The organism is Dyella soli (genome assembly GCF_054482295.1).
This window is the reverse complement of the sequence record NZ_JBTFFU010000001.1, coordinates 1835639-1854016: the sequence shown is the minus strand read 5'-3', so window position 1 is coordinate 1854016 and position 18378 is coordinate 1835639. Positions and strand designations below refer to the sequence as shown.

Genomic DNA, 18378 nt, shown 5'->3' with positions numbered 1-18378 from the left:
CAGGAAGCACCCACTTCGCGTCACTGCCCGGGCGCCAGGTGGCCGCTTGCCCCGGGCCTGGCGGCCCGGGGCAGCAAGACGGCCAGCGCCGGATTACCAGATGCGCACGCGCTGCGTTTCCGGCCGCCACATCGGCTGGCCCGGCTTCACGTCGAACGCCTGGTAGAACTCGGGGATATTCGACAGCGGCCCGTTGACGCGCCACTTGGCCGGTGCATGCACGTCGCTGAGCAGGGACTGGCGCAGCATCGCTTCACGTTCCTGCGACAGCCAGCCCAGCGCATAGCCTAGGAAGAATCGCTGCAGCGGCGTGTAGCCGGCAATCTTCTCGCCCTTCTTGAATTGCTCGGTCTTGTGGAACGCATCGAGGCCGATCATCAGGCCGCCGAAATCGGCGATGTTCTCGCCCAGGCTCGCCTCGCCGTTGATGTGCAGGCCGGGCAGCGGTTCATAGGCATTGAACTGCTTCACCATCACGTCGGCGCGCTGCTTGAAGCGGGCGGCATCCTGCGCGGTCCACCAGTCGGTCAGGTTGCCCTTAGCGTCGAACTGCCGTCCCTCATCGTCGAAGCCATGGGTGAGTTCATGCCCGATGGTGGAAGCGGCGACGTAGCCGTAGACCACTGCGTCATCGATCTGGTTGTCGGCAAACCCGGGGATCAGGAACTGCGCCGCCGGCAGCACGATCTCGTTGTTGGACGGGTTGTAGTAGGCGTTGTAGGTCTGCGGGGTCATTTCCCATTCGGCGCGGTCCACCGGCTTGCCGAACTTCGACACCATGTCGTTGAAGGCCCAGCGCTGCGCATTCATCATGTTCTGCGCATACGACTCGCGGCCGATGGCCAGCGCCGAATAGTCCTTCCACTTGTCCGGATAACCCACCTTCTTGGTCACGGCGGCGAGCTTCTCGTGCGCCCTGGCCTTGGTTGCGGCGCTCATCCAGTCAAGGCGGTCGATGCGCTCGCCGTAGGCCGTGCGGATCGCCTCGACCATCGCGTTGTAGCGCTGCTTGCTGTTGTCCGGGAAATAGTCCTTCACGTAGATACGGCCGAGGATCATGCCCATGGCCATGTTTTCGGCGTTGATCGCACGCTTCCAGCGCGGCTTCTGCTCCTTCTGGCCCGCGAGCACGCGACGGTAGAAATCAAAATGCTCGTTGTCGATGTCCTGGCTCAGGAAGCTGGCATAGGCATCGGCCAGGTGCACGCGCAGGTAGTCGCGCAGCACGGAGGGCGGGGTCCGGGCGAGCAAGGCCTGCAGGCCCTTGAAAAACTCCGGCTGGCCGACGATCACCCTGCCCGCCTGCAGGTTCCAGCCGCGCAGGCGGTCGTTCCACGCGATGGCCGGTGTGTATTTGCCGGTCAGGTCCGCGGGCGACATCTTGTTGTAGTTCTTCTCCGGATCGCGCAGCTCGGCGAGCGGTCGCGACACCTTGGCCAGCGCGGTCTCGAAAGCCATCACCTGGGTCGCGCTCTGGCGGGCCGCGGCGTCGGCCGTGCCGAGCAGGCGGAACATGCGGTGCAGGTGCTCCACATAAGCCACGCGCGCCTTCGCCACGCCCTGTTCGGTGTTGAAGTAGTAATCGCGCTCCGGCAGGCCCAGGCCACCCTGGCCAAGGTGGACGGCCATGACATCACTGGCCTTTTCGTCCTGCGAGACGCCGGCGTCGAAGAACACGTCCACGCCCAGCGGCTGCAGGGCGAAGGCCGCATCCAGCGCCGAATTGACGTCGTGCACGGCGTCGATGCGGGCCAGCTCGCCCTTCAGCGGCGACAGTCCCAGCCGGTCGGCCAGGGCCTGGTCCATGGCGGTGGTCCAGAAATCGCCGACCTTCTGCTCGTCGCTGCCGGCGGCGGCCGACTTCTGTGCGGCGGCCGCCTCGCTGATCCGGCGCAGCTTCGCGTAGAGGTCGTCCTGCACGACCTGGCCGATGCCCCACTGCACTTCGGCGGCCGGAATCGGGTGGCTCTTCAGCCAGCCGCCGTTGGCGAACGCGAAGAAGTCGTCGCCGGGTTTGACCGTGGTGTCGATATTGGCGGCCACCACGTCGGGTTTCACCGCCGGCGGTGCGGCCGTGGTCGCGGTGTCGGCGGCCCAGGCGCAGGACATGCTGGCGGCGATGCCGAGCGCAAGCAGGCAGCGGCGGAAGGAAGGCGAAGTCGTGTTCATGGCGGGACTTCCGTGGGTGGGAAAGGCAGGCAGGCGGACAGGAAAGCTCAGAGGCCCATGGCCAGGCGCGTACCCAGGTCAGCCAGCGGCGACACCAGCAGCAGGCGGGCGAGGATCAGCACGATCATCACCGCCCACGGCGCGAAGTCGAGGCCGCCGGCGACCAGCCTGCCGCGCAACGGGCGCAGCAGGGGATCGATCAGGCTGCCGGCCAGGCGGTAGACCGGATGGTAGTGCTCGACCTGGAACAGGCTCATCAGCGACCAGATGAAGATCAGCACCACGTAGAACATCAGGATGAAGTCGAGCGTATCGGCTACCGACAGCAACAGCAGGCCGCCGACATGCGGGAACAGGCCGGTCAGCGCGAACAGCACCACGCGCTTGGCCAGCATGATCAGCCACACCAGCAGCAGCGCGGCGACGTTGATGCGGCGCCAGTTGGGTATGGCCCGCCGGATCGGGGCCAGCAACGGGTTGGTGGTGCGGTAGACGAACTGGCTGAGCGGATTGTGGAAATCCGCGCGACTGGCTTCGGCCAGCAGGCGCAGCACGAACAGCGCGGCGGCGGCCCCAAAGGCCAGTTCCAGCAGGAACGACAGGGCGTTGACGAGATAGCTCACGGGGCAGGATCCAGGGCTGCGGCCAGTTCGCCGCCCCGGCGCGTGGCGGCGGCCACGGCATGGGCGACGACCTGGCTGAAATGGTCGGCGGCAAAACTTTCCAGGGCGGCTTGCGTGGTGCCGTGGGGTGAGGTGACGCGCTGGCGCAGCACGCCGGGGTCCTCGCCGCTTTCGACCAGCATGCGGCCGGCCCCGAGGCAGGATTGGGCGGCCAGCGCACGCGCCACCTCGCGCGGCATGCCCTGGGCGAAGGCGGCGTCTTCCAGTGCCTCGACCAGGGCAAAGAAATAGGCCGGGCTGGAGCCGGCGATGGCGGTGACCGTGTCCATCAGGGATTCGTCGTCGATCCACTGGGTCAGGCCGACGGCGCCCATGATGTGCTGGGCCAGGGCGCGCTGCTCCGGGCTGACCCGGCGGTTGGCGCACAGCCCGCTGGCGCCAGCGCCGATCAGGGCCGGCGTATTGGGCATGCAGCGCACGATCGGCAGGGCATGGCCAAACCAGCGCTCGATCTGGTCGATGCGCACGCCGGCGGCGACCGAGATCAGCAGCGGTCGCCGGCGCGGCAGGATATCCAGCAGTTCGGTGTGGATCGCCGGCATGATCTGCGGTTTGACGGCCAGCACGAGCACGTCCGCATCGGCCGCGGCGAGGCGGTTTTCGGCATAGCAGGCGACCCCGAACTCCCGGCCCAGCTCCTGGCGTGCGTCCGCCCGGGGCTCGGCCACCGTCAGGGTAGAGGCGGCCACGCCGGTCTTGAGCAGGCCGCCGATCAGGCTGCGCGCCATGTTGCCGCCACCAATGAATGCAATACGTGCCATGCAGGTTCCTCGCCAATGCGGGCGCTACCTTACCGGAGCCAGGGGCTGGCCGTCCCGTGGCGGAAGTGCGGGTGCCAGCGCCGTGGCCGCGGACCTTCTGCAAACCCGGTTCCCACTTTCGACAGTAGGGCTTAGGAAAGACTGGTGGCCCGGGCCTTGCCGCGAGTAGTATCGGCGCGCTGCATGGGGAATCGGGTTTGGACCGTTCGGACGGCATTCGTGCGCTTGCGCCGCGGTGCCGCGTCCATGGATAACCCCACCCGTGCGGTCAGCCGCAGCATGCCATCCAGATGATCGGGTTGAGGGGAACGCCAGATGGATATCGCCGAACTACTAGCCTTCTCGGTGAAGAACAAGGCCTCGGACTTGCACTTGTCCGCCGGCCTGCCGCCGATGATCCGTGTGGACGGCGACGTGCGCCGCATCAACATCCCGGCGCTCGAGCACAAGCAGGTGCACTCGCTGATCTACGACATCATGTCGGACAAGCAGCGCCGCGACTACGAGGAATTCCTCGAGGTCGACTTTTCGTTCGAGATTCCCGGCCTGGCGCGATTCCGTGTCAACGCCTTCAACCAGAACCGCGGTTCCGGCGCGGTGTTCCGTACCATTCCCTCCGAGGTGCTCACGCTGGAGGATCTCGGCGCGCCGCCGATCTTCCGCGAGCTGATCGAGCAGCCACAGGGCCTGATCCTGGTCACCGGCCCGACCGGCTCGGGCAAGTCCACCACGCTGGCCGCGATGGTCGACCACATCAACAAGAACGAATACGGCCACATCCTCACCATCGAGGATCCGATCGAATTCGTGCATACCTCGCAGAAGTGCCTGGTGAACCAGCGCGAGGTGCATCGCGACACCCACGGCTTCAACGAGGCGCTGCGTTCGGCGCTGCGCGAAGACCCGGACTACGTCCTGGTGGGCGAGTTGCGCGACCTTGAAACCATCCGCCTGGCGCTGACCGCCGCGGAAACCGGCCACCTGGTGTTCGGCACCCTGCATACGAGTTCGGCGGCCAAGACCATCGACCGCATCATCGACGTGTTCCCCGCCGGCGAAAAGCCGATGGTGCGCTCGATGCTGTCCGAATCGTTGCGCGCCGTCATCTCGCAGTCGCTGCTGAAGAAGGTGGGTGGCGGCCGCCTGGCGGCGCACGAGATCATGGTGGGCATCCCGGCCATCCGCAACCTGATCCGCGAAGACAAGGTGGCGCAGATGTACTCGTCCATCCAGACCGGCCAGCAGTACGGCATGCAGACGCTGGACCAGAACCTGCAGGACCTGGTCAAGCGCGGCCTGGTGACCCGCCAGCAGGCGGCGAGCTATGCGCGCAACAAGGACATCTTCAAATAAGCGGTTGGTCGTTTGAGTTGAAACCCAGAGGGTCCGTGCCATGAGTGATTTCGATTTCACCTCGTTCCTGAAACTGATGGTGCACAAGAAGGCGTCGGACCTGTTCATCACGGCCGGCGTGGCGCCCTCGATGAAGGTGCAGGGCCGCGTGGTGCCGATCACCCAGAGCCCCTTGTCCGCGCAGCAGTCGCGCGACATGGTGCTGAACGTGATGACGCCCTCGCAGCGCGAGGAATTTGAAAAGACCCACGAATGCCAGTTCGCCATTTCGGCACAGGGCGTGGGTCGCTTCCGCGTGTCGTGCTTCTACCAGCGCAACTGCGTGGGCATGGTGCTGCGACGGATCGAGTCGAAGATCCCGACGATCGAGGAACTGAGCCTGCCGCCGGTGATCAAGCAGCTGGCGATGACCAAGCGCGGCATCATCATCTTCGTGGGCGGCACCGGTACCGGTAAGTCGACCTCGCTGGCGTCGATGATCGGCTATCGCAACGCCAACTCGACGGGCCACATCATCACCATCGAGGACCCGATCGAATACGTGCACAAGCACGAAGGCTGCATCATCACCCAGCGCGAGCTGGGCATTGATACCGACAGCTGGGACAACGCGCTGAAGAACACGCTGCGCCAGGCGCCCGACGTCATCATGATCGGCGAAGTGCGTACGCGCGAGACGATGGAGCACGCGATCAACTTCTCCGAAACCGGTCACCTGTGCCTGTGCACGCTGCATGCGAACAACGCCAACCAGGCGATGGACCGCATCCTGCACTTCTTCCCGGAAGACCGTCGCTCGCAGTTGTTCATGGACCTGTCGCTCAACCTCAAGGGCGTGGTCGCGCAGCAGCTGATTCCCACGCCCGACGGCAAGGCGCGCCGCGTCGCAGTCGAAATCCTGCTGGGCACGCCGCTGGTGCAGGACTACATCCGCCAGGGCGAGATCCACAAGCTCAAGGAAGTGATGAAGGAATCCACCAACCTGGGCATGAAGACCTTCGACCAGAGCCTGGTCGAGCTCTATCACGCAGGCGAGATCTCGTACGAGGACGCCCTGCGTCACGCGGACAGCTCCAACGAAGTGCGCCTGCGCATCAAGCTCGCGCAGGGCGGCGACGCGCACACGCTTTCGCAAGGCCTGGATGGCGTGGAACTGGAAGAGACGCGCGACTCGCAGAACTTCAGCGGCGGCCTGCTGCGGCGCTGATCCGCTACGACGGACGGGCAAGAAGAAGGAGCCCCTTGGGGCTCCTTCTTTGTTTCAGCTGCCGCCAGTCGCGGCGTGCGAGCGCTTACTTGGCGGTATCGCTGACCATGAGGCCACTGGAGTCGACGCTCTTCACGCCCTTCACTTTCTTGGCGACCTGCTCGACCTTCGCCTTCTCCGTGGCGCTGATGGCGGTACCGGTCAGGTTCACCACGCCGTCCATGGTGGACACCGAGATGTCGGTGCTCTTGACGCCCTTGGTCGAGGCCAGCTCGGACTTCACCTTCGTGGTGATCCATGCATCGGCCGTCTTGTCGGGAACCGTCTGGTTGTCCGATGACTTCATCGCTGCGTCCTGTGCCGCAACCTGCGCGAACGGTACGGCCGAGAAGGCGGCAACGAGGCCGGCGGCGATCAGCGTCTTGCGAAACAGGTTGTTCGTACGCATGGGAATCTCCGGTGGTTGGGGAGCTCTGTCAGGGACAGACGGTTGCCACGAGGTCGTAGCCTCCGTGGATCCATGGAAGCAGCCGGCACATGAATCACCGATGGCTGGTGGCCGGAACTGTTCAGTGCGCGATTACGATTGCGAAGGGCGGGTGTTTTTGGCGTTCGCTGGCTGTTCGAAAGAAGCTGCACGCGGCATGTGACGCAAGCCGCATTTTCCGGCGCCCCGCAACGCCGTGGCTGACGCCAGCATGACGTTTGCGCACGCGTAAACCGCGAGCGTTTCTGGTGTCGGTAAATCTCTTGTGAAACGTCCGGTCATCCGGCACATTGTTCGAAGAAAACATTGAGTCACGGGCTTGATTTCGGGGGGAGTCATGGCCGAGTTGGAAGTTCGGTTGCTATCCGAACGCCGGGAAGGCTTGCTGGTGGAACTGGGCCGCATCGTCAGCGAGCACGACCACGTGCTGGTGCGCCAACGACTGCAGCCGGATGCACGGGGCACGAGTCTTACGCTGGTTTTGCGCGGGCCCGACGAGCGTCGGGCCGCGCTCGAGGGCGCACTGGGCGCACATCCCAGGGTGATTCGCTACGAGTCCACGGGCTGCCTGCCCGAGGTGGCCGCCGTGCCGCCGGTCCATGAGGTGGTGGTCGAGCCGGAGCGGGTGCACGGTGTGCCACGCGCGCTGGGTTTCGGCATGCCGTCCGGGGCCGATGTCGCGCGGGTCGAGCGGATGTTGCCCAACCTCGCCAAGGACTACCCGCGGATTTTTCCGTGGCTGATCAATCTCGAGTACGCCGTCAACGCCGAGACGCGGGAGGCCTCGCTGCATCTCGCTGGCCGGCGGGCGGGCGCCTGGGTGTTCCGCCGTGACTTTGCGCTGGGCGCGCGGCTGCCGGTCGGCGATGCACTCCGCCGCATCGCCCTGCCGGCCCTGCGCGAACTGGTCGCCGCAGACTTGCGCGGCGAGCAGCTGCATATCCGCGGCTGCCCGCTATGCCAGCCGGGCGGCCTGTCGGGCGACCGCTTTTTCTGCGGCTTCATCGAGGGGCTGCTGGCCGACGCCGTGACCAGCGCCATGCCGGCGGTCAACGAGGTCAGCTGCCACTGCCACGGTTCGCCGGAGTGTGTGTTCGAACTTGCTCCGTGAGGGCTGCGGCCATGTCGCCGCGCTTCATGGGGCCTGGGCAATCGATTCGACGGAGGGATTTCATGCAGGACATGCATCAGCATTACAACTACATGTTGGTTGGTCTGTCGTACGCCGTGTCGGTATTGGGTTCTTTTACTGCGCTGCAGTTTGCGCTCGGCATTCCGTTGGCGCGCACGCCCGGACAGCGGTGGGGCGCCACCCTCGCCTCCGGCATGGCCATGGGCGGCGGCGCCATCTGGGCCATGCACTTCATTGCCATGCTCGCCTGCAGCATCGGCGCGCAAGCGACCTATGACGCGGTCCTTACCGCCATTTCCGCGCTGATCGCCGTGGTGACGTGCTCGCTCGGGCTGGCGATTGCCGGCAGCGCCCACTTCCGCTGGATCCACCTGCTGGGCGCGGGCACGCTGATGGGCCTGGGCGTGGCGGGCATGCATTACCTGGGCATGTCGGCGATGCTGATGTCGGCGCAGGTGACCTATGACATCTGGCTCGTGGCGTTGTCGGTGGCCGTGGCCATCGTGGCGTCGATGGCGGCGCTGTGGCTCGCTTTCAACCTGCGCGGCAAGCTGCAGATGCTGGGCAGCGCGCTGGTGATGGGCGCCGCCGTTTGCGGCATGCATTACACGGGCATGGCCGCCGTAACCTTCAGCCAGGGCGACATGCTGCCGGCCGGTTTCGACCAGGGCCTGCGCGGCGACCACCTGGGCCTGGTGATCTTCGTCATCGTGATGGTGTTGCTGGTGCTGGCACTGGGCCTGAGCATCGTGCGCCAGTACCGGCGGGCGGCGCTTTCCATCTGATGCAATGAAAACGGGGCGCCAGGGCGCCCCGTTGGTGTCGTCGCTGCGCTGCCGGAGTTACTTCAGTTCGGTCTGGTAGGTGACCACCAGGCCATCGCTGGCCATGATCGCGTCGCCACCGATCGCCTTGATGCGTGCGGCGTCGGCCCGCATCGTCTCGATCTGCGCCCTGGACCCCGCGGCATTGGCTTTCGCCGCGGCCGCGGCATCGGGGTTGTCAGCCGGGGTGGAGGCCGCCAGTTCGGCCATGCGCTCGGCCCTCTGCGCCATCGCGTTGGCCCATGCGACGTACATGTCGCCATTGACGTGCAGGCGACCCAGGCGGCCGGCATCACCGGTCCGCGCACCCAGCGTTTCGCCGAGCTTGCCGTCTTCGCCCGGGCCCACGGCCAGTGCCAGCGCCTTCGGACCCATGGCGACCCACACCGGTGTACCCAGTGGTGCGGTGAAGTCCGCGGGCAGGGCGACCGGCTTGCCGTCGTTGGTGACCTTGAGCTGGGCCAGGCTGGGGCTCAGCATCTGGCCCATGGCCAGCAGCGCAGCCGGGTTCGAGGTTCCGACCAGGATGCGGCCGCTGAACTTCGGCAGCTCTTCGGCATGGCTCGCATCGAAGCTGTCCAGCGCCACGCGCACGCCGAGCAGGTCGCCCACCGGCGGCACCGCCGCCTGCTGCGACAGCGAGCCGATCTTGGCGAAGCCGTCGTTGAGGTCGGCCAGGGCAGGGCAGGCAAACGGCTTGGCTGCCACGGCGTCGGCCTGTGCGCCCAGGAACGCGCGCAGCTGCGCCACCGGCAGGGCGAGGCTGAGATCGAACGGTGCGGCGCTGGCGCCGCCGAGGCCCGGCAGCTCCACCTTCAGGCCGGAGAAGGCCTTGGTGATGTCGTCGGCCAGCGCCATGTCCCAGCGCAGGTCCTGGTGCTTTTCGTCGAGCCTGGTATAGCCAAAGCTGACCGACGGGATGCGCGTGGCGATGCGCGCGGCCTCACCTTCGCAGCTTGGCGTCACCTGCAGCTGGTTGGCCACCGGCTCGCCGGTGCGGGCCGATTCGGCCTCGGCACGCGCCTTGCGCAGCGCATTGAACATCGGGTCCTTGCCGCCGAGCGCAAGCGGCAGCGCGCGCGCCAGGTCGAGCTCACCGATGGCCCAGGGCTTGTAGTCCTTGGCTTTGGCGAGTTTGTCCAGGCGACCGTCGTCCTGCAGGTTCTTGGCCGGGCGGTCCATGCCGATGGCCAGGCGAAGCGTGGCCTCCGACGCGTCGGCGGGCAGCATCGTGGCCACGGCCTGCTTGCCGATGACCGCGATGATGACCTGCAGGCCGGTCTCCGCGGACACATGCCTGCGATAGCTCTGGGCGCCGATGGTGGCGGTGTCGAACGCCTTGCCATAAGCCTTTTCGAGGCGCGCCACGAAGGCGTCGAAGGCCTTCGGGTCGATCAGTTCGAAGCGGACCACGGGCGACAGCCCGAGGCCGTAGAAGGCCGAGCGACCCTTGATGTTGAGGCCTGCATTCTGCGCAAACGACTCGATGGTCCTGCCGTCGAGCTCGGCAATGATCGCCCGGAGCAGGCGCGCCGAGTCCGGATCCCTGTCGTCCATTTCATCCGCGCTGGCCTTGAGCTGCACCAGCTGCGCGGGCAGCTGGGCGTTGGCCTGCGCGAGCAGCGCCTTGCGGGTGTCGTCGTCCAGCACGTCGAGGTTGGCCACCACGTAAGGCGTGTCGGCCGGTACGAAAGCAAGCGGAGCGTCCTTGTCTTTGTGATGGCATGCAGCCAGCAGCACGCCGGCGAAGCCCAGCGCCACGAAGCGCATCGTCGATCGCATGTCTATTCCCTTGATTCAGATGTGATGTTGCGGCGCACATTATGCCCGCATTCGGCCGGTGCCGCGGTGCACCTGGGCCGGCAGCCGCCGGGGTTGCGGGCCCGGACGGGCCCGCCGCTTCAGCGACCGAGGACCTCGGCCAGCACGGCCATGCGCACGAACACGCCGTTGCCCACCTGTTCGAGGATGCGCGATTGCGGCCCGTCGGCCACTTCCGTGGCGATCTCGATGCCGCGGTTGAGCGGGCCCGGATGCATCACCAGCGCACCCTTGGCCGCGCGCTCCAGGCGGCGGTTGTCGAGGCCATAGCGGGTGAAGTAGGCGGCCTCGTCGGGCAGGTCGGTGGCCACCATGCGCTCCTTTTGCAGGCGCAGCATGATCACCACGTCGGCGCCTTCGACCGCGGCATCGAAGTCGTCGGTGATGACGCAACCGGGAAACTCCTCCGCCTCGGGCATCAGGGCGCGCGGTGCGCACAGGCGGATTTCCTTCGCGCCCATGGCGGTCAGCGCATGCACGTCCGAGCGCGCCACGCGCGAGTGCTTCACGTCGCCGCAGATCACCACGGTGAGCTTGCTGAAGTCCGGGCGATGCTGGCGGATGGTGAGCACGTCGAGCAGGCCCTGGGTGGGGTGCGCGCGGTTGCCGTCGCCGGCATTGATCACCGAGACGCCACTCATGGCGTGGCGCACCAGTTCTTCGGGCGTGCCCGAGACCTTGTGGCGCACCACGATGGCGTCAAGGTGCATCGCTTCGAGCGTGTGCAGCGTGTCGAACAGCTCCTCGCCCTTGCTGGTGGAGGAGAAGCCGATATCGAAATTGATCACGTCGGCACCGAGCCTGCGCGCCGCCAGCTCGAACGAGGTGCGGGTGCGCGTCGACGGCTCGAAGAACAGGTTGAGGATGGTGCGGCCGCTCAGCAGGTCGAGCTTGCGCGTGCCGTGGGCGCAGCCATCCCGCATGGTTTCCGCGCGATCGAGCAGGCGCTCGATGGTGGCGCGGGGCAGGTTTTCCAGCGTGGTGAGATGGCGCAGGCGTTGGCTCATGAGGGGCGGGTCGTCAGGTGGGCGGGTTAGCGGTCGAGGGCCGCGGGCGGAGACGAGGCCAGCCAGCGCTCCAGGATCACGGCGGCGGCTTCGGCGTCGATGGTGGCAGCATCGCGGCGTTTCTTCAGCCCCGCGGCGCGCGCACTGGCAAAACGCTGCGCTGCCTCGCGCGAGCTGTGGCGCTCGTCGGCCAGCTCGACCGGCAGGCCGTAGCGCTGGCCCAGCTTGTCGGCCAGGCGGCGGGCGCCGCGACTGGCGGGCTGCTCCTCGCCGTCCAGCGTGAGGGGCAGGCCGACCACGAGGGTGTCAGGCATCCATTCCCGGCGCAGCGCGTCGAGTCGGGTCCAGTCGGGATCGCCGTCGCGCACGGCGATGGCGGCGATGGCGCGCGCGCTGCCGGTGAAGCGGTTGCCCACGGCCACGCCGAGCAGGCGGCTGCCGTAGTCGAAACCGAACACACAGCTCATGCGTGTCCCGCGTAGCCGGGCAACTGCAGCGGGTCCACCCCGACCAGGCCGGCGGCCGCGCTCCAGCGCTCCTCCAGCGGCGTATGGAACACCACGCGCTCGCTGGCCTCGACGGTGAGCCAGGTGTTGTCCTTCAGTTCCTGCTCCAGCTGGCCGGCGCTCCAGCCGGCGTAGCCCAGCGCCATCACCGCCAGGCGCGGGCCCTCGCCATTGGCCATGGCCACCAGGATGTCGCGCGAGGTGGTGACCGACCAGTCGCCATTGATGCGGTAGCTCGACTCCCAGTGGCCCGGTTCGCGATGCAGCACGAAGCCGCGCTCCTGGTCCACCGGGCCCCCGATCAGCACGGCGGCGTCGGCGAGCTCGAGGTCGTTGCAGTCGAGCTTCATCTGGGCCAGCACGTCGCCCAGGCGGTATTCGGATAGCTGGTTCACCAGCAGTCCCACGGCACCGTCTTCATCGTGCTGGCAGATGAAGGCCACGCCACGCGAGAACGGCGGTTCCGCCAGGCTGGGCATGGCAATCAGGAAATGGCCGGCTAGCGATGGCGGTTGGGGGATGGAGGCGATCATGCCGCCATTGTAGAACCTGTTCGCTGCCACCCCATAGCGCGATCGTCGATGATCTTTCGCCCGCCGCGCGCATGGCGTGAATGCGTCGTGAGAGCTGGCCGGCCGGATCAGCGGCTGCGCAACACGTCGTTGGGCGTGAATTGCCAGGTGCGCGTGATGTTCAGCTCGTCGATGTGGTCCTTGTCCTCGGGCACCGTGGGAAACGGCGCGGCCAGGCGCACGATGCGCTGCGCGGCAGCATCCAGCAGCGGTTGGCCCGAGCTATGCACCACCTCGATCGCCTTGACCGAGCCGTCGCGGCCGAGGGTCACCGTCAGCAGCACGTCGCCATGCAGTCCGCGGCGGCGCGCCTCGTTGGGGTAATTGAGGTTGCCCACGCGCTCCACCCGGTCGACCCAGCCGCGCATATAGGCGGCATAGGCGTATTCCTTGGTGTTGGCCGAGATGAACTTTTTCTTCGGGCGCTTGGCGTACTGCTCGTTGCGGTCGCGCACTTCGGCGGCGAGCTGCGCCATTTCCTGCTTGCGCCGGATCTCGCTGGGCGATTCGGGGAGGTCCTGCGGCGTCTGCTCCAGCCTGGCGCTGCTGGTGTTCACGCTCAGCCGGCTGTTGCCGGTGGTGGTGAGCAGCTTGTCCGGGGTGGCCTCCTGCGGGCGCGGCGCGCTCGCCTCGACCGGCTGCGGCGCGACGCCGGCATCCGCCTTGGGGATGGGGCCGGACACCAGCTGCGACGGCCGCGCCGCCTTGTCGCTTTCGCCGCCGCCGCTGTTGTTGGCCTGGGCCAGGAAGTCGGCCTTGTCGGGCGCCTCGCGGTTGGCCACGTCCACCAGGGTCACGTCGAGCGTGGGCAGGCCCGGCTTCGCCTTCACATAGGTGAAGGTGATGCCGAGCACCAGCACGCCATGCAGCAACAGGGAGAAAAGCAGGGTGGCGCCGATCATGTCGGCACCGGTGCGGACAGCAGGTTGGCTCACGCAGCGCGGGTTCCGGTTCGGGTGTGCTCGATGACGTCGAACAACTGGCCGGCAATATTAAGCCCGAACTGGGCGTCCAGTTCGCGCGCACAGGTCGGCGATGTGACGTTGATCTCGGTGAGGTAGTCGCCGATCACGTCCAGCCCGACGAACACCAGCCCGCGACGGCGCAATTCGGGGGCAATCTGGGAAACGATCCAGCGGTCGCGGTCGCTCAGCGGCACGCCGACGCCGCGCCCGCCCGCGGCCAGGTTGCCGCGGAAGTCGCTGCCCTGCGGGATGCGGGCCAGGGCGTAGGGCACCGCTTCGCCATCGATGACGAGGATGCGCTTGTCGCCCGAGGTGATCTCGGGAATGTATTTCTGCACCATGGTGAACTGGCGATGCGCCCCGTGCGGGCCGGCGGCGATCAGGGTCTCCAGCATGGAGTTGAGGTTGCTGTCGCCCGCGCTGACCCGGAAGATGCCGCGCCCGCCCATGCCGTCCAGCGGCTTGAGCACGACTTCGCCATGGGTCGCCACAAACGCACGCAGGTCGGCGGCATCGCGGGAGACCAGGGTGGGGGCCATGCACTGCGGAAAATGCATCGCGAACAGTTTCTCGTTGCAGTCGCGCAGGGCCTGGGGGCGGTTGACCACGGTGACGCCGGCGCGCTCGGCCAGCTCGGCCACCATGGTGTCGTAGACGAACTGGGCGTCGACCGGCGGGTCCTTGCGCATGAGCACCACGTCCATCTCGCGCAGGTCGCGCCAGCGCGGCTCCTCGAGCATGAACCAGCCGGACGCGTCGTCCCGCACCGAGAGCGGGGCCAGCCGGGCCCACGGTTCGCCGCTGCGCGCCGCCAGGTCGCCCTGTTCCATGTAGAACAGCCGGTGCCCGCGCCGTTGCGCTTCCAGCAGCATGGCGAAGGTGGTGTCCTTGGCGATCTTGATGCAACCGATCGGGTCCATCAGCACGGCGACCGAAAGGGTCATCGTCATTCTCCGGTAGTAGATCCAGTTCACGATCCCCGCCCGGCACTGACCAGGCGAGAGCGTGCGAGTGTATGTCGAGACGCGGCCCAGGTGCCCGCTCAGGGGTTTCCTGCGCCTCCGGGGCGACCCGGCGCCGGTGGCGGCAGGTCGGCAAGCGACGCAAGCGACCGGCTGCACGGGTCGATGGAAGGGCATGCAAAGGCGTCGACGGATCGCCCAATTCAACGACGCAAGGCGCTTCACATGAGATTTCAGCTTGACGTCACGTCGGGCAGGCGGTAAACAGCAACGCAGAGTGCCTGCCGGCTGAGTTGATCGGTGTCGTAGGAAACTTTGCGTTTTTCGGACCATTTATGTGGCTGACGGCCTGGTGCCGGCAGCTGCGCGATTTACCTGAGCCTGGGGCGGGTCGCAGGGGGGTGTTGTGAACTTGAATACCAGTGGAAATGGCCTGGCCGGTCTGAAGGTCATGGTTATCGATGACTCCAAGACCATCCGGCGCACAGCCGAAACCTTGCTTAAAAAAGAGGGTTGCGACGTGCTGACCGCCGTGGACGGCTTCGAGGCGCTCGCCAAGATCTCCGACCAGAAGCCTGCGATCATCTTCGTCGACATCATGATGCCGCGCCTCGACGGCTATCAGACCTGCGCGCTCATCAAGAACAATCCGCAGTTCCGCGGCACGCCGGTCATCATGCTCAGCTCGAAGGACGGTCTCTTCGACAAGGCTCGCGGGCGCATCGTGGGCGCGGAACAATATCTGACCAAACCGTTCACGCGAGATGAACTGTTGGGTGCCATCCATCGACATGTCAGCACGGTGTAATACCGGCGACTACAGGGTCTGAGGGGGACCTGTGGCCAATATTCTCATTATCGACGACTCGCCGACCGACGTGCGCGTGTTCACCACGCTGCTCGAACGCGCGGGTTACCAGGTCGACTCTGTCGGCAACGCCGAGGAAGGCATCGAGCGCGTGCGCGCGCAGCTGCCCGACCTGGTCATCATGGACGTCATCATGCCCGGTATGAATGGCTTCCAGGCGACGCGCACGCTCACGCGTGACCCGGTGACGTCCGCCGTGCCCATCGTCATGATCACCACCAAATCGATGGAGACCGACCGCGTGTGGGGCCTGCGCCAGGGTGCGCGCGCCTTCATCACCAAGCCGGTCAACGAGAAGGATCTGCTGGCCTGCATCAACGACCTGCTGCCGAGCGCGGCCTGAGGCGATGATGAGCCAGACCGCCACGCTCTCGCCCTTCGAAATACTGGCCCGTTACGAACGACTCTCGCTGGCGCACGCTTCCGATACGCCCGAGAAGCTGGAGGCCCCGGGCCTCTGGCGCGGCATCGGTTTTCGCGCCGGTAGCCGCCTGTTCGTCAGCGGCATCGACGAAATCAGCGAGTTGCTGGCGGTACCGGCGCTGACGCCGGTGCCGGGTACCCAGGCCTGGCTGCTCGGGGTGGCGAACGTTCGCGGCAACCTGGTGCCGGTCATCGACCTGGCACGCTTCCTGTTCGGCGACCGCACGCAGCACACCGAGCGCACCCGCCTGCTGGTCGTGCGCCAGGGCGCAGGCAGCGTGGCACTGATGGTGGATGAAGTGTTCGGCCAGCGTACGGTCGATGCCGAGCAGCGCCGGGCTTCGCAGCAGGAAGACGACCCGCGCCTGGCGCGGTTCGTCGAAAATCGCGTGGGTGAGCCACGGCTGGCCGTGTTCAGCATGGGCAAGCTGGTGCGCGCACCGGACTTCCGTCAGGCTGCGGCCTGACCAGGCAACTGTTCAATCAAGGGTAGGACCGGCGCGACACGGCCGGAATCAGGGCGATGATCCGACGCCTTCGCCGGCAAGGGCGGCGGGGTGTAGACGGGCGAGGTGAACGAAATGAGCACTACAGGGGGCGTGGGCAAGGAGCGGGGCTATACAGGCCTCATCATTGCGCTGGTCATCGCGATCGGATTCGCGGGTGTGGACTTCGTGATGCTCAACATCAGGAACAGCGAGGATCGGCAGGCTATCGCCCTGACCACGCAGATCCAGGTGTTGTCGCAGCAGACCGCCAAATACGCGCTCGAGGCGGCGGACGGCAACGTCGACTCCTTCAAGGAGCTCGAAACCAACCGCAATGCCATTGACTCGGCCGTGCAGCACCTGAACAAGGGCGACGACAAGAGCGGCATGCAGCCGTATGCCGACAACAACGCCACGCCGGCCGGTCGTGCCGTCGCCGCGTTGTCCAATGCCTGGGGCCAGCTCGACGCCGACATCGGCAAGATCCTGTCCAACAAGGCCCTGGTGCTCGACTCGGCGCAGCGTGCCGGTACCCTGTCGCGCGAACTGCCCCTGCTCAACTCGAGCATGGAGCAGGTGGTGAACATCCTGCAGCAGCGCGGCGGCAGCGCGGAGCAGACCTATACGTCCGCGCGCCAGATGCTGCTGGCTGACCGCATGATCCGCCGAGTGCAGGAAGTGCTGCAGGGTGGCGATGCCTCCCAGCCGGCCGCTGACGGCCTGGCGCGTGACGGCCAGCTCTACGGCTCGGTGCTCAAGGGCCTGCTCGAGGGCAACACCGAAGTGGGCGTGCGCTCGATGGGCGACACCAACGCACGCAAGATCCTCACCGACATGCAGTCGCAGTGGGAGAACGTGCAGGACCCGGTCGGCAAGCTGGTCGGCGCCGCGGGCAACCTCAGCGAAGTGAAGCGGGCCGGCAACCAGGCCTCGCTGGATTCGCAGAACGTGCTGCTGCGCGCGAACGAACTGGCCGACCAGGTCGGCAAGCTGCCGCTGCGCCGCCTGTTCCCGAACGTGTGGTGGGGCGTGCTCGGTGCCTTCGGCGCAGTGGCCTTCATCGTCGTGCTGGTGGTCCAGCTCGTTACCGACCAGCGCCGCCGCTTCCAGGACAGTGCCGAACTCAACCAGCGCAACCAGGAGGCGATCATGCGCCTGCTGGACGAAATGGGCTCGCTCGCCGAAGGTGACCTGACGGTCAAGACCACGGTGACGGAGGACATCACGGGCGCCATCGCCGACTCGGTGAACTACGCCATCGACGAGCTGCGCACCCTGGTGACGACGATCAACGAAACGTCCGAGCAGGTGTCGTCCTCGGCCCAGGAAACGCAGACCACCGCGCGCCACCTGGCCGAATCCGCACAGCACCAGGCGCAGCGCATCAGCACGGCGACCACCGCGATCAACCAGATCGCCAGCCTGATGGATACCGTGTCCAAGGACTCCGCCGAATCGGCCGACGTGGCCGAACGCTCGGTGAAAATCGCCTCGCGCGGCGCCGAAGTGGTGCGCGAGACGATCTCGGGCATGGACTCGATCCGCGACCAGATCCAGGAAACCTCCAAGCGCATCAAGCGCCTGGGCGAGTCCTCGCAGGAAATCGGCTCGATCGTGGAACTGATCAACGACATTGCCGAGCAGACCAACATCCTCGCCTTGAACGCCGCCATCCAGGCAGCGTCGGCGGGTGAGGCTGGCCGCGGCTTCGCGGTGGTGGCGGACGAAGTGCAGCGACTGGCAGAACGCTCCGCCAGCGCAACCAAGCGAATCGAAACGCTGGTGCAGACGATTCAGTCCGACACCAACGAAGCGGTGAACTCGATGGAACAGACCACCGCGGAAGTGGTGGCCGGTGCCCGCCTGGCGGAAGATGCCGGTAGCGCACTGGGTGACATCGAGCGCGTGTCGCACGACCTGTCCGCGCTGATTCAGAACATCTCCACCCAGGCGCGCCAGCAGTCGACCGCTGCAACGGACATCTCGGTATCGATGAACGCGATTCAGGAAATCACCTCGCAGACCTCGCAGGGCGCAAGCCAGACGGCCGACTCGATCGGTTACCTGGCCCAGCTGGCGAGTGACCTGCGGCGTTCGGTGGCCCACTTCAAGCTGCCGGGCTGACACAAAACGTTTTTCACAGGGGGCAA

Annotated in this window: 18 protein-coding genes; 8 read left to right on the top strand and 10 right to left on the bottom strand. The window is 66.5% G+C overall.

Features of this window, described 5'->3' with window-relative positions; all coding sequences use genetic code 11:
* Positions 1 to 93: 93 nt before the first annotated feature.
* The 3 genes from ACXU4B_RS08565 to proC are packed head-to-tail and all read right to left on the bottom strand — an operon-like array spanning position 94 to position 3613.
* A complete protein-coding gene (locus ACXU4B_RS08565; protein ID WP_131409581.1) occupies positions 94 to 2169 on the bottom strand; it encodes a M13 family metallopeptidase in 2076 nt (691 codons plus the stop codon).
* A 47-nt stretch (positions 2170 to 2216) separates the two neighbouring features.
* Complete coding sequence (locus ACXU4B_RS08560; RefSeq protein WP_131409579.1) at positions 2217 to 2792, bottom strand: YggT family protein; 576 nt, start codon at positions 2790 to 2792, stop codon at positions 2217 to 2219.
* Positions 2789 to 3613, bottom strand: a complete 825-nt coding sequence (proC, locus tag ACXU4B_RS08555; protein ID WP_131409577.1) for a pyrroline-5-carboxylate reductase — start codon at positions 3611 to 3613, stop codon at positions 2789 to 2791. Before proC ends, ACXU4B_RS08560 begins: the two co-directional genes overlap by 4 nt.
* Before the next feature lie 315 nt (positions 3614 to 3928).
* Between proC and ACXU4B_RS08550 the strand changes: the two genes are divergently transcribed.
* Complete coding sequence (locus tag ACXU4B_RS08550; RefSeq protein WP_131409575.1) at positions 3929 to 4966, top strand: type IV pilus twitching motility protein PilT; 1038 nt, start codon at positions 3929 to 3931, stop codon at positions 4964 to 4966.
* A gap of 40 nt (positions 4967 to 5006) precedes the next feature.
* Complete coding sequence (locus ACXU4B_RS08545) at positions 5007 to 6173, top strand: PilT/PilU family type 4a pilus ATPase (RefSeq protein ID WP_131409573.1); 1167 nt, start codon at positions 5007 to 5009, stop codon at positions 6171 to 6173.
* A gap of 85 nt (positions 6174 to 6258) precedes the next feature.
* Here the strand turns inward: ACXU4B_RS08545 and ACXU4B_RS08540 are convergent, their stop codons facing one another.
* A complete protein-coding gene (locus ACXU4B_RS08540) occupies positions 6259 to 6621 on the bottom strand; it encodes a BON domain-containing protein (protein WP_131409571.1) in 363 nt (120 codons plus the stop codon).
* Between the two features lie 376 nt (positions 6622 to 6997).
* Between ACXU4B_RS08540 and ACXU4B_RS08535 the strand changes: the two genes are divergently transcribed.
* Complete coding sequence (locus ACXU4B_RS08535; RefSeq protein ID WP_131409569.1) at positions 6998 to 7771, top strand: hypothetical protein; 774 nt, start codon at positions 6998 to 7000, stop codon at positions 7769 to 7771.
* A gap of 62 nt (positions 7772 to 7833) precedes the next feature.
* Positions 7834 to 8577: an MHYT domain-containing protein gene (locus tag ACXU4B_RS08530; RefSeq protein ID WP_131409567.1), complete on the top strand. Its 744-nt coding sequence runs from the start codon at positions 7834 to 7836 to the stop codon at positions 8575 to 8577.
* A gap of 57 nt (positions 8578 to 8634) precedes the next feature.
* On the opposite strand, the gene ACXU4B_RS08525 is transcribed toward ACXU4B_RS08530, so the two are convergent.
* From ACXU4B_RS08525 to gshB, 6 genes are all read right to left on the bottom strand, one after another.
* A complete protein-coding gene (locus ACXU4B_RS08525; RefSeq protein ID WP_131409565.1) occupies positions 8635 to 10398 on the bottom strand; it encodes a hypothetical protein in 1764 nt (587 codons plus the stop codon).
* A 119-nt stretch (positions 10399 to 10517) separates the two neighbouring features.
* Entirely contained in the window at positions 10518 to 11444 is a 927-nt protein-coding gene (locus ACXU4B_RS08520) for an aspartate carbamoyltransferase catalytic subunit (protein WP_131409563.1), read from the bottom strand.
* A 26-nt stretch (positions 11445 to 11470) separates the two neighbouring features.
* Positions 11471 to 11911 (bottom strand): Holliday junction resolvase RuvX, encoded by a 441-nt coding sequence (gene ruvX / locus ACXU4B_RS08515; protein ID WP_131409561.1) that lies wholly within the window; start codon positions 11909 to 11911, stop codon positions 11471 to 11473.
* On the bottom strand, positions 11908 to 12483 hold the full coding sequence (locus tag ACXU4B_RS08510; protein WP_131409559.1) for a YqgE/AlgH family protein: 576 nt from the start codon (positions 12481 to 12483) through the stop codon (positions 11908 to 11910). Before ACXU4B_RS08510 ends, ruvX begins: the two co-directional genes overlap by 4 nt.
* 107 nt (positions 12484 to 12590) lie before the next feature.
* Positions 12591 to 13457 (bottom strand): energy transducer TonB, encoded by an 867-nt coding sequence (locus ACXU4B_RS08505; RefSeq protein WP_240734049.1) that lies wholly within the window; start codon positions 13455 to 13457, stop codon positions 12591 to 12593.
* Positions 13454 to 14431: a glutathione synthase gene (gene gshB, locus ACXU4B_RS08500; RefSeq protein WP_131409557.1), complete on the bottom strand. Its 978-nt coding sequence runs from the start codon at positions 14429 to 14431 to the stop codon at positions 13454 to 13456. The genes ACXU4B_RS08505 and gshB overlap by 4 nt, the downstream gene beginning before the upstream one ends.
* 469 nt (positions 14432 to 14900) lie before the next feature.
* Here gshB and pilG point away from each other — a divergent pair, with 469 nt between their 5' ends.
* From pilG to ACXU4B_RS08480, 4 genes are all read left to right on the top strand, one after another.
* Positions 14901 to 15257, top strand: coding sequence for a twitching motility response regulator PilG (pilG, locus tag ACXU4B_RS08495; RefSeq protein ID WP_114238650.1), 357 nt, complete (start codon positions 14901 to 14903; stop codon positions 15255 to 15257).
* A 31-nt stretch (positions 15258 to 15288) separates the two neighbouring features.
* Complete coding sequence (locus ACXU4B_RS08490) at positions 15289 to 15660, top strand: response regulator (protein ID WP_131409555.1); 372 nt, start codon at positions 15289 to 15291, stop codon at positions 15658 to 15660.
* Between the two features lie 7 nt (positions 15661 to 15667).
* Positions 15668 to 16207, top strand: coding sequence for a chemotaxis protein CheW (locus ACXU4B_RS08485; RefSeq protein WP_131409553.1), 540 nt, complete (start codon positions 15668 to 15670; stop codon positions 16205 to 16207).
* A 114-nt stretch (positions 16208 to 16321) separates the two neighbouring features.
* Positions 16322 to 18352, top strand: a complete 2031-nt coding sequence (locus ACXU4B_RS08480; protein WP_131409551.1) for a methyl-accepting chemotaxis protein — start codon at positions 16322 to 16324, stop codon at positions 18350 to 18352.
* The last annotated feature ends 26 nt before the right edge of the window (positions 18353 to 18378 follow it).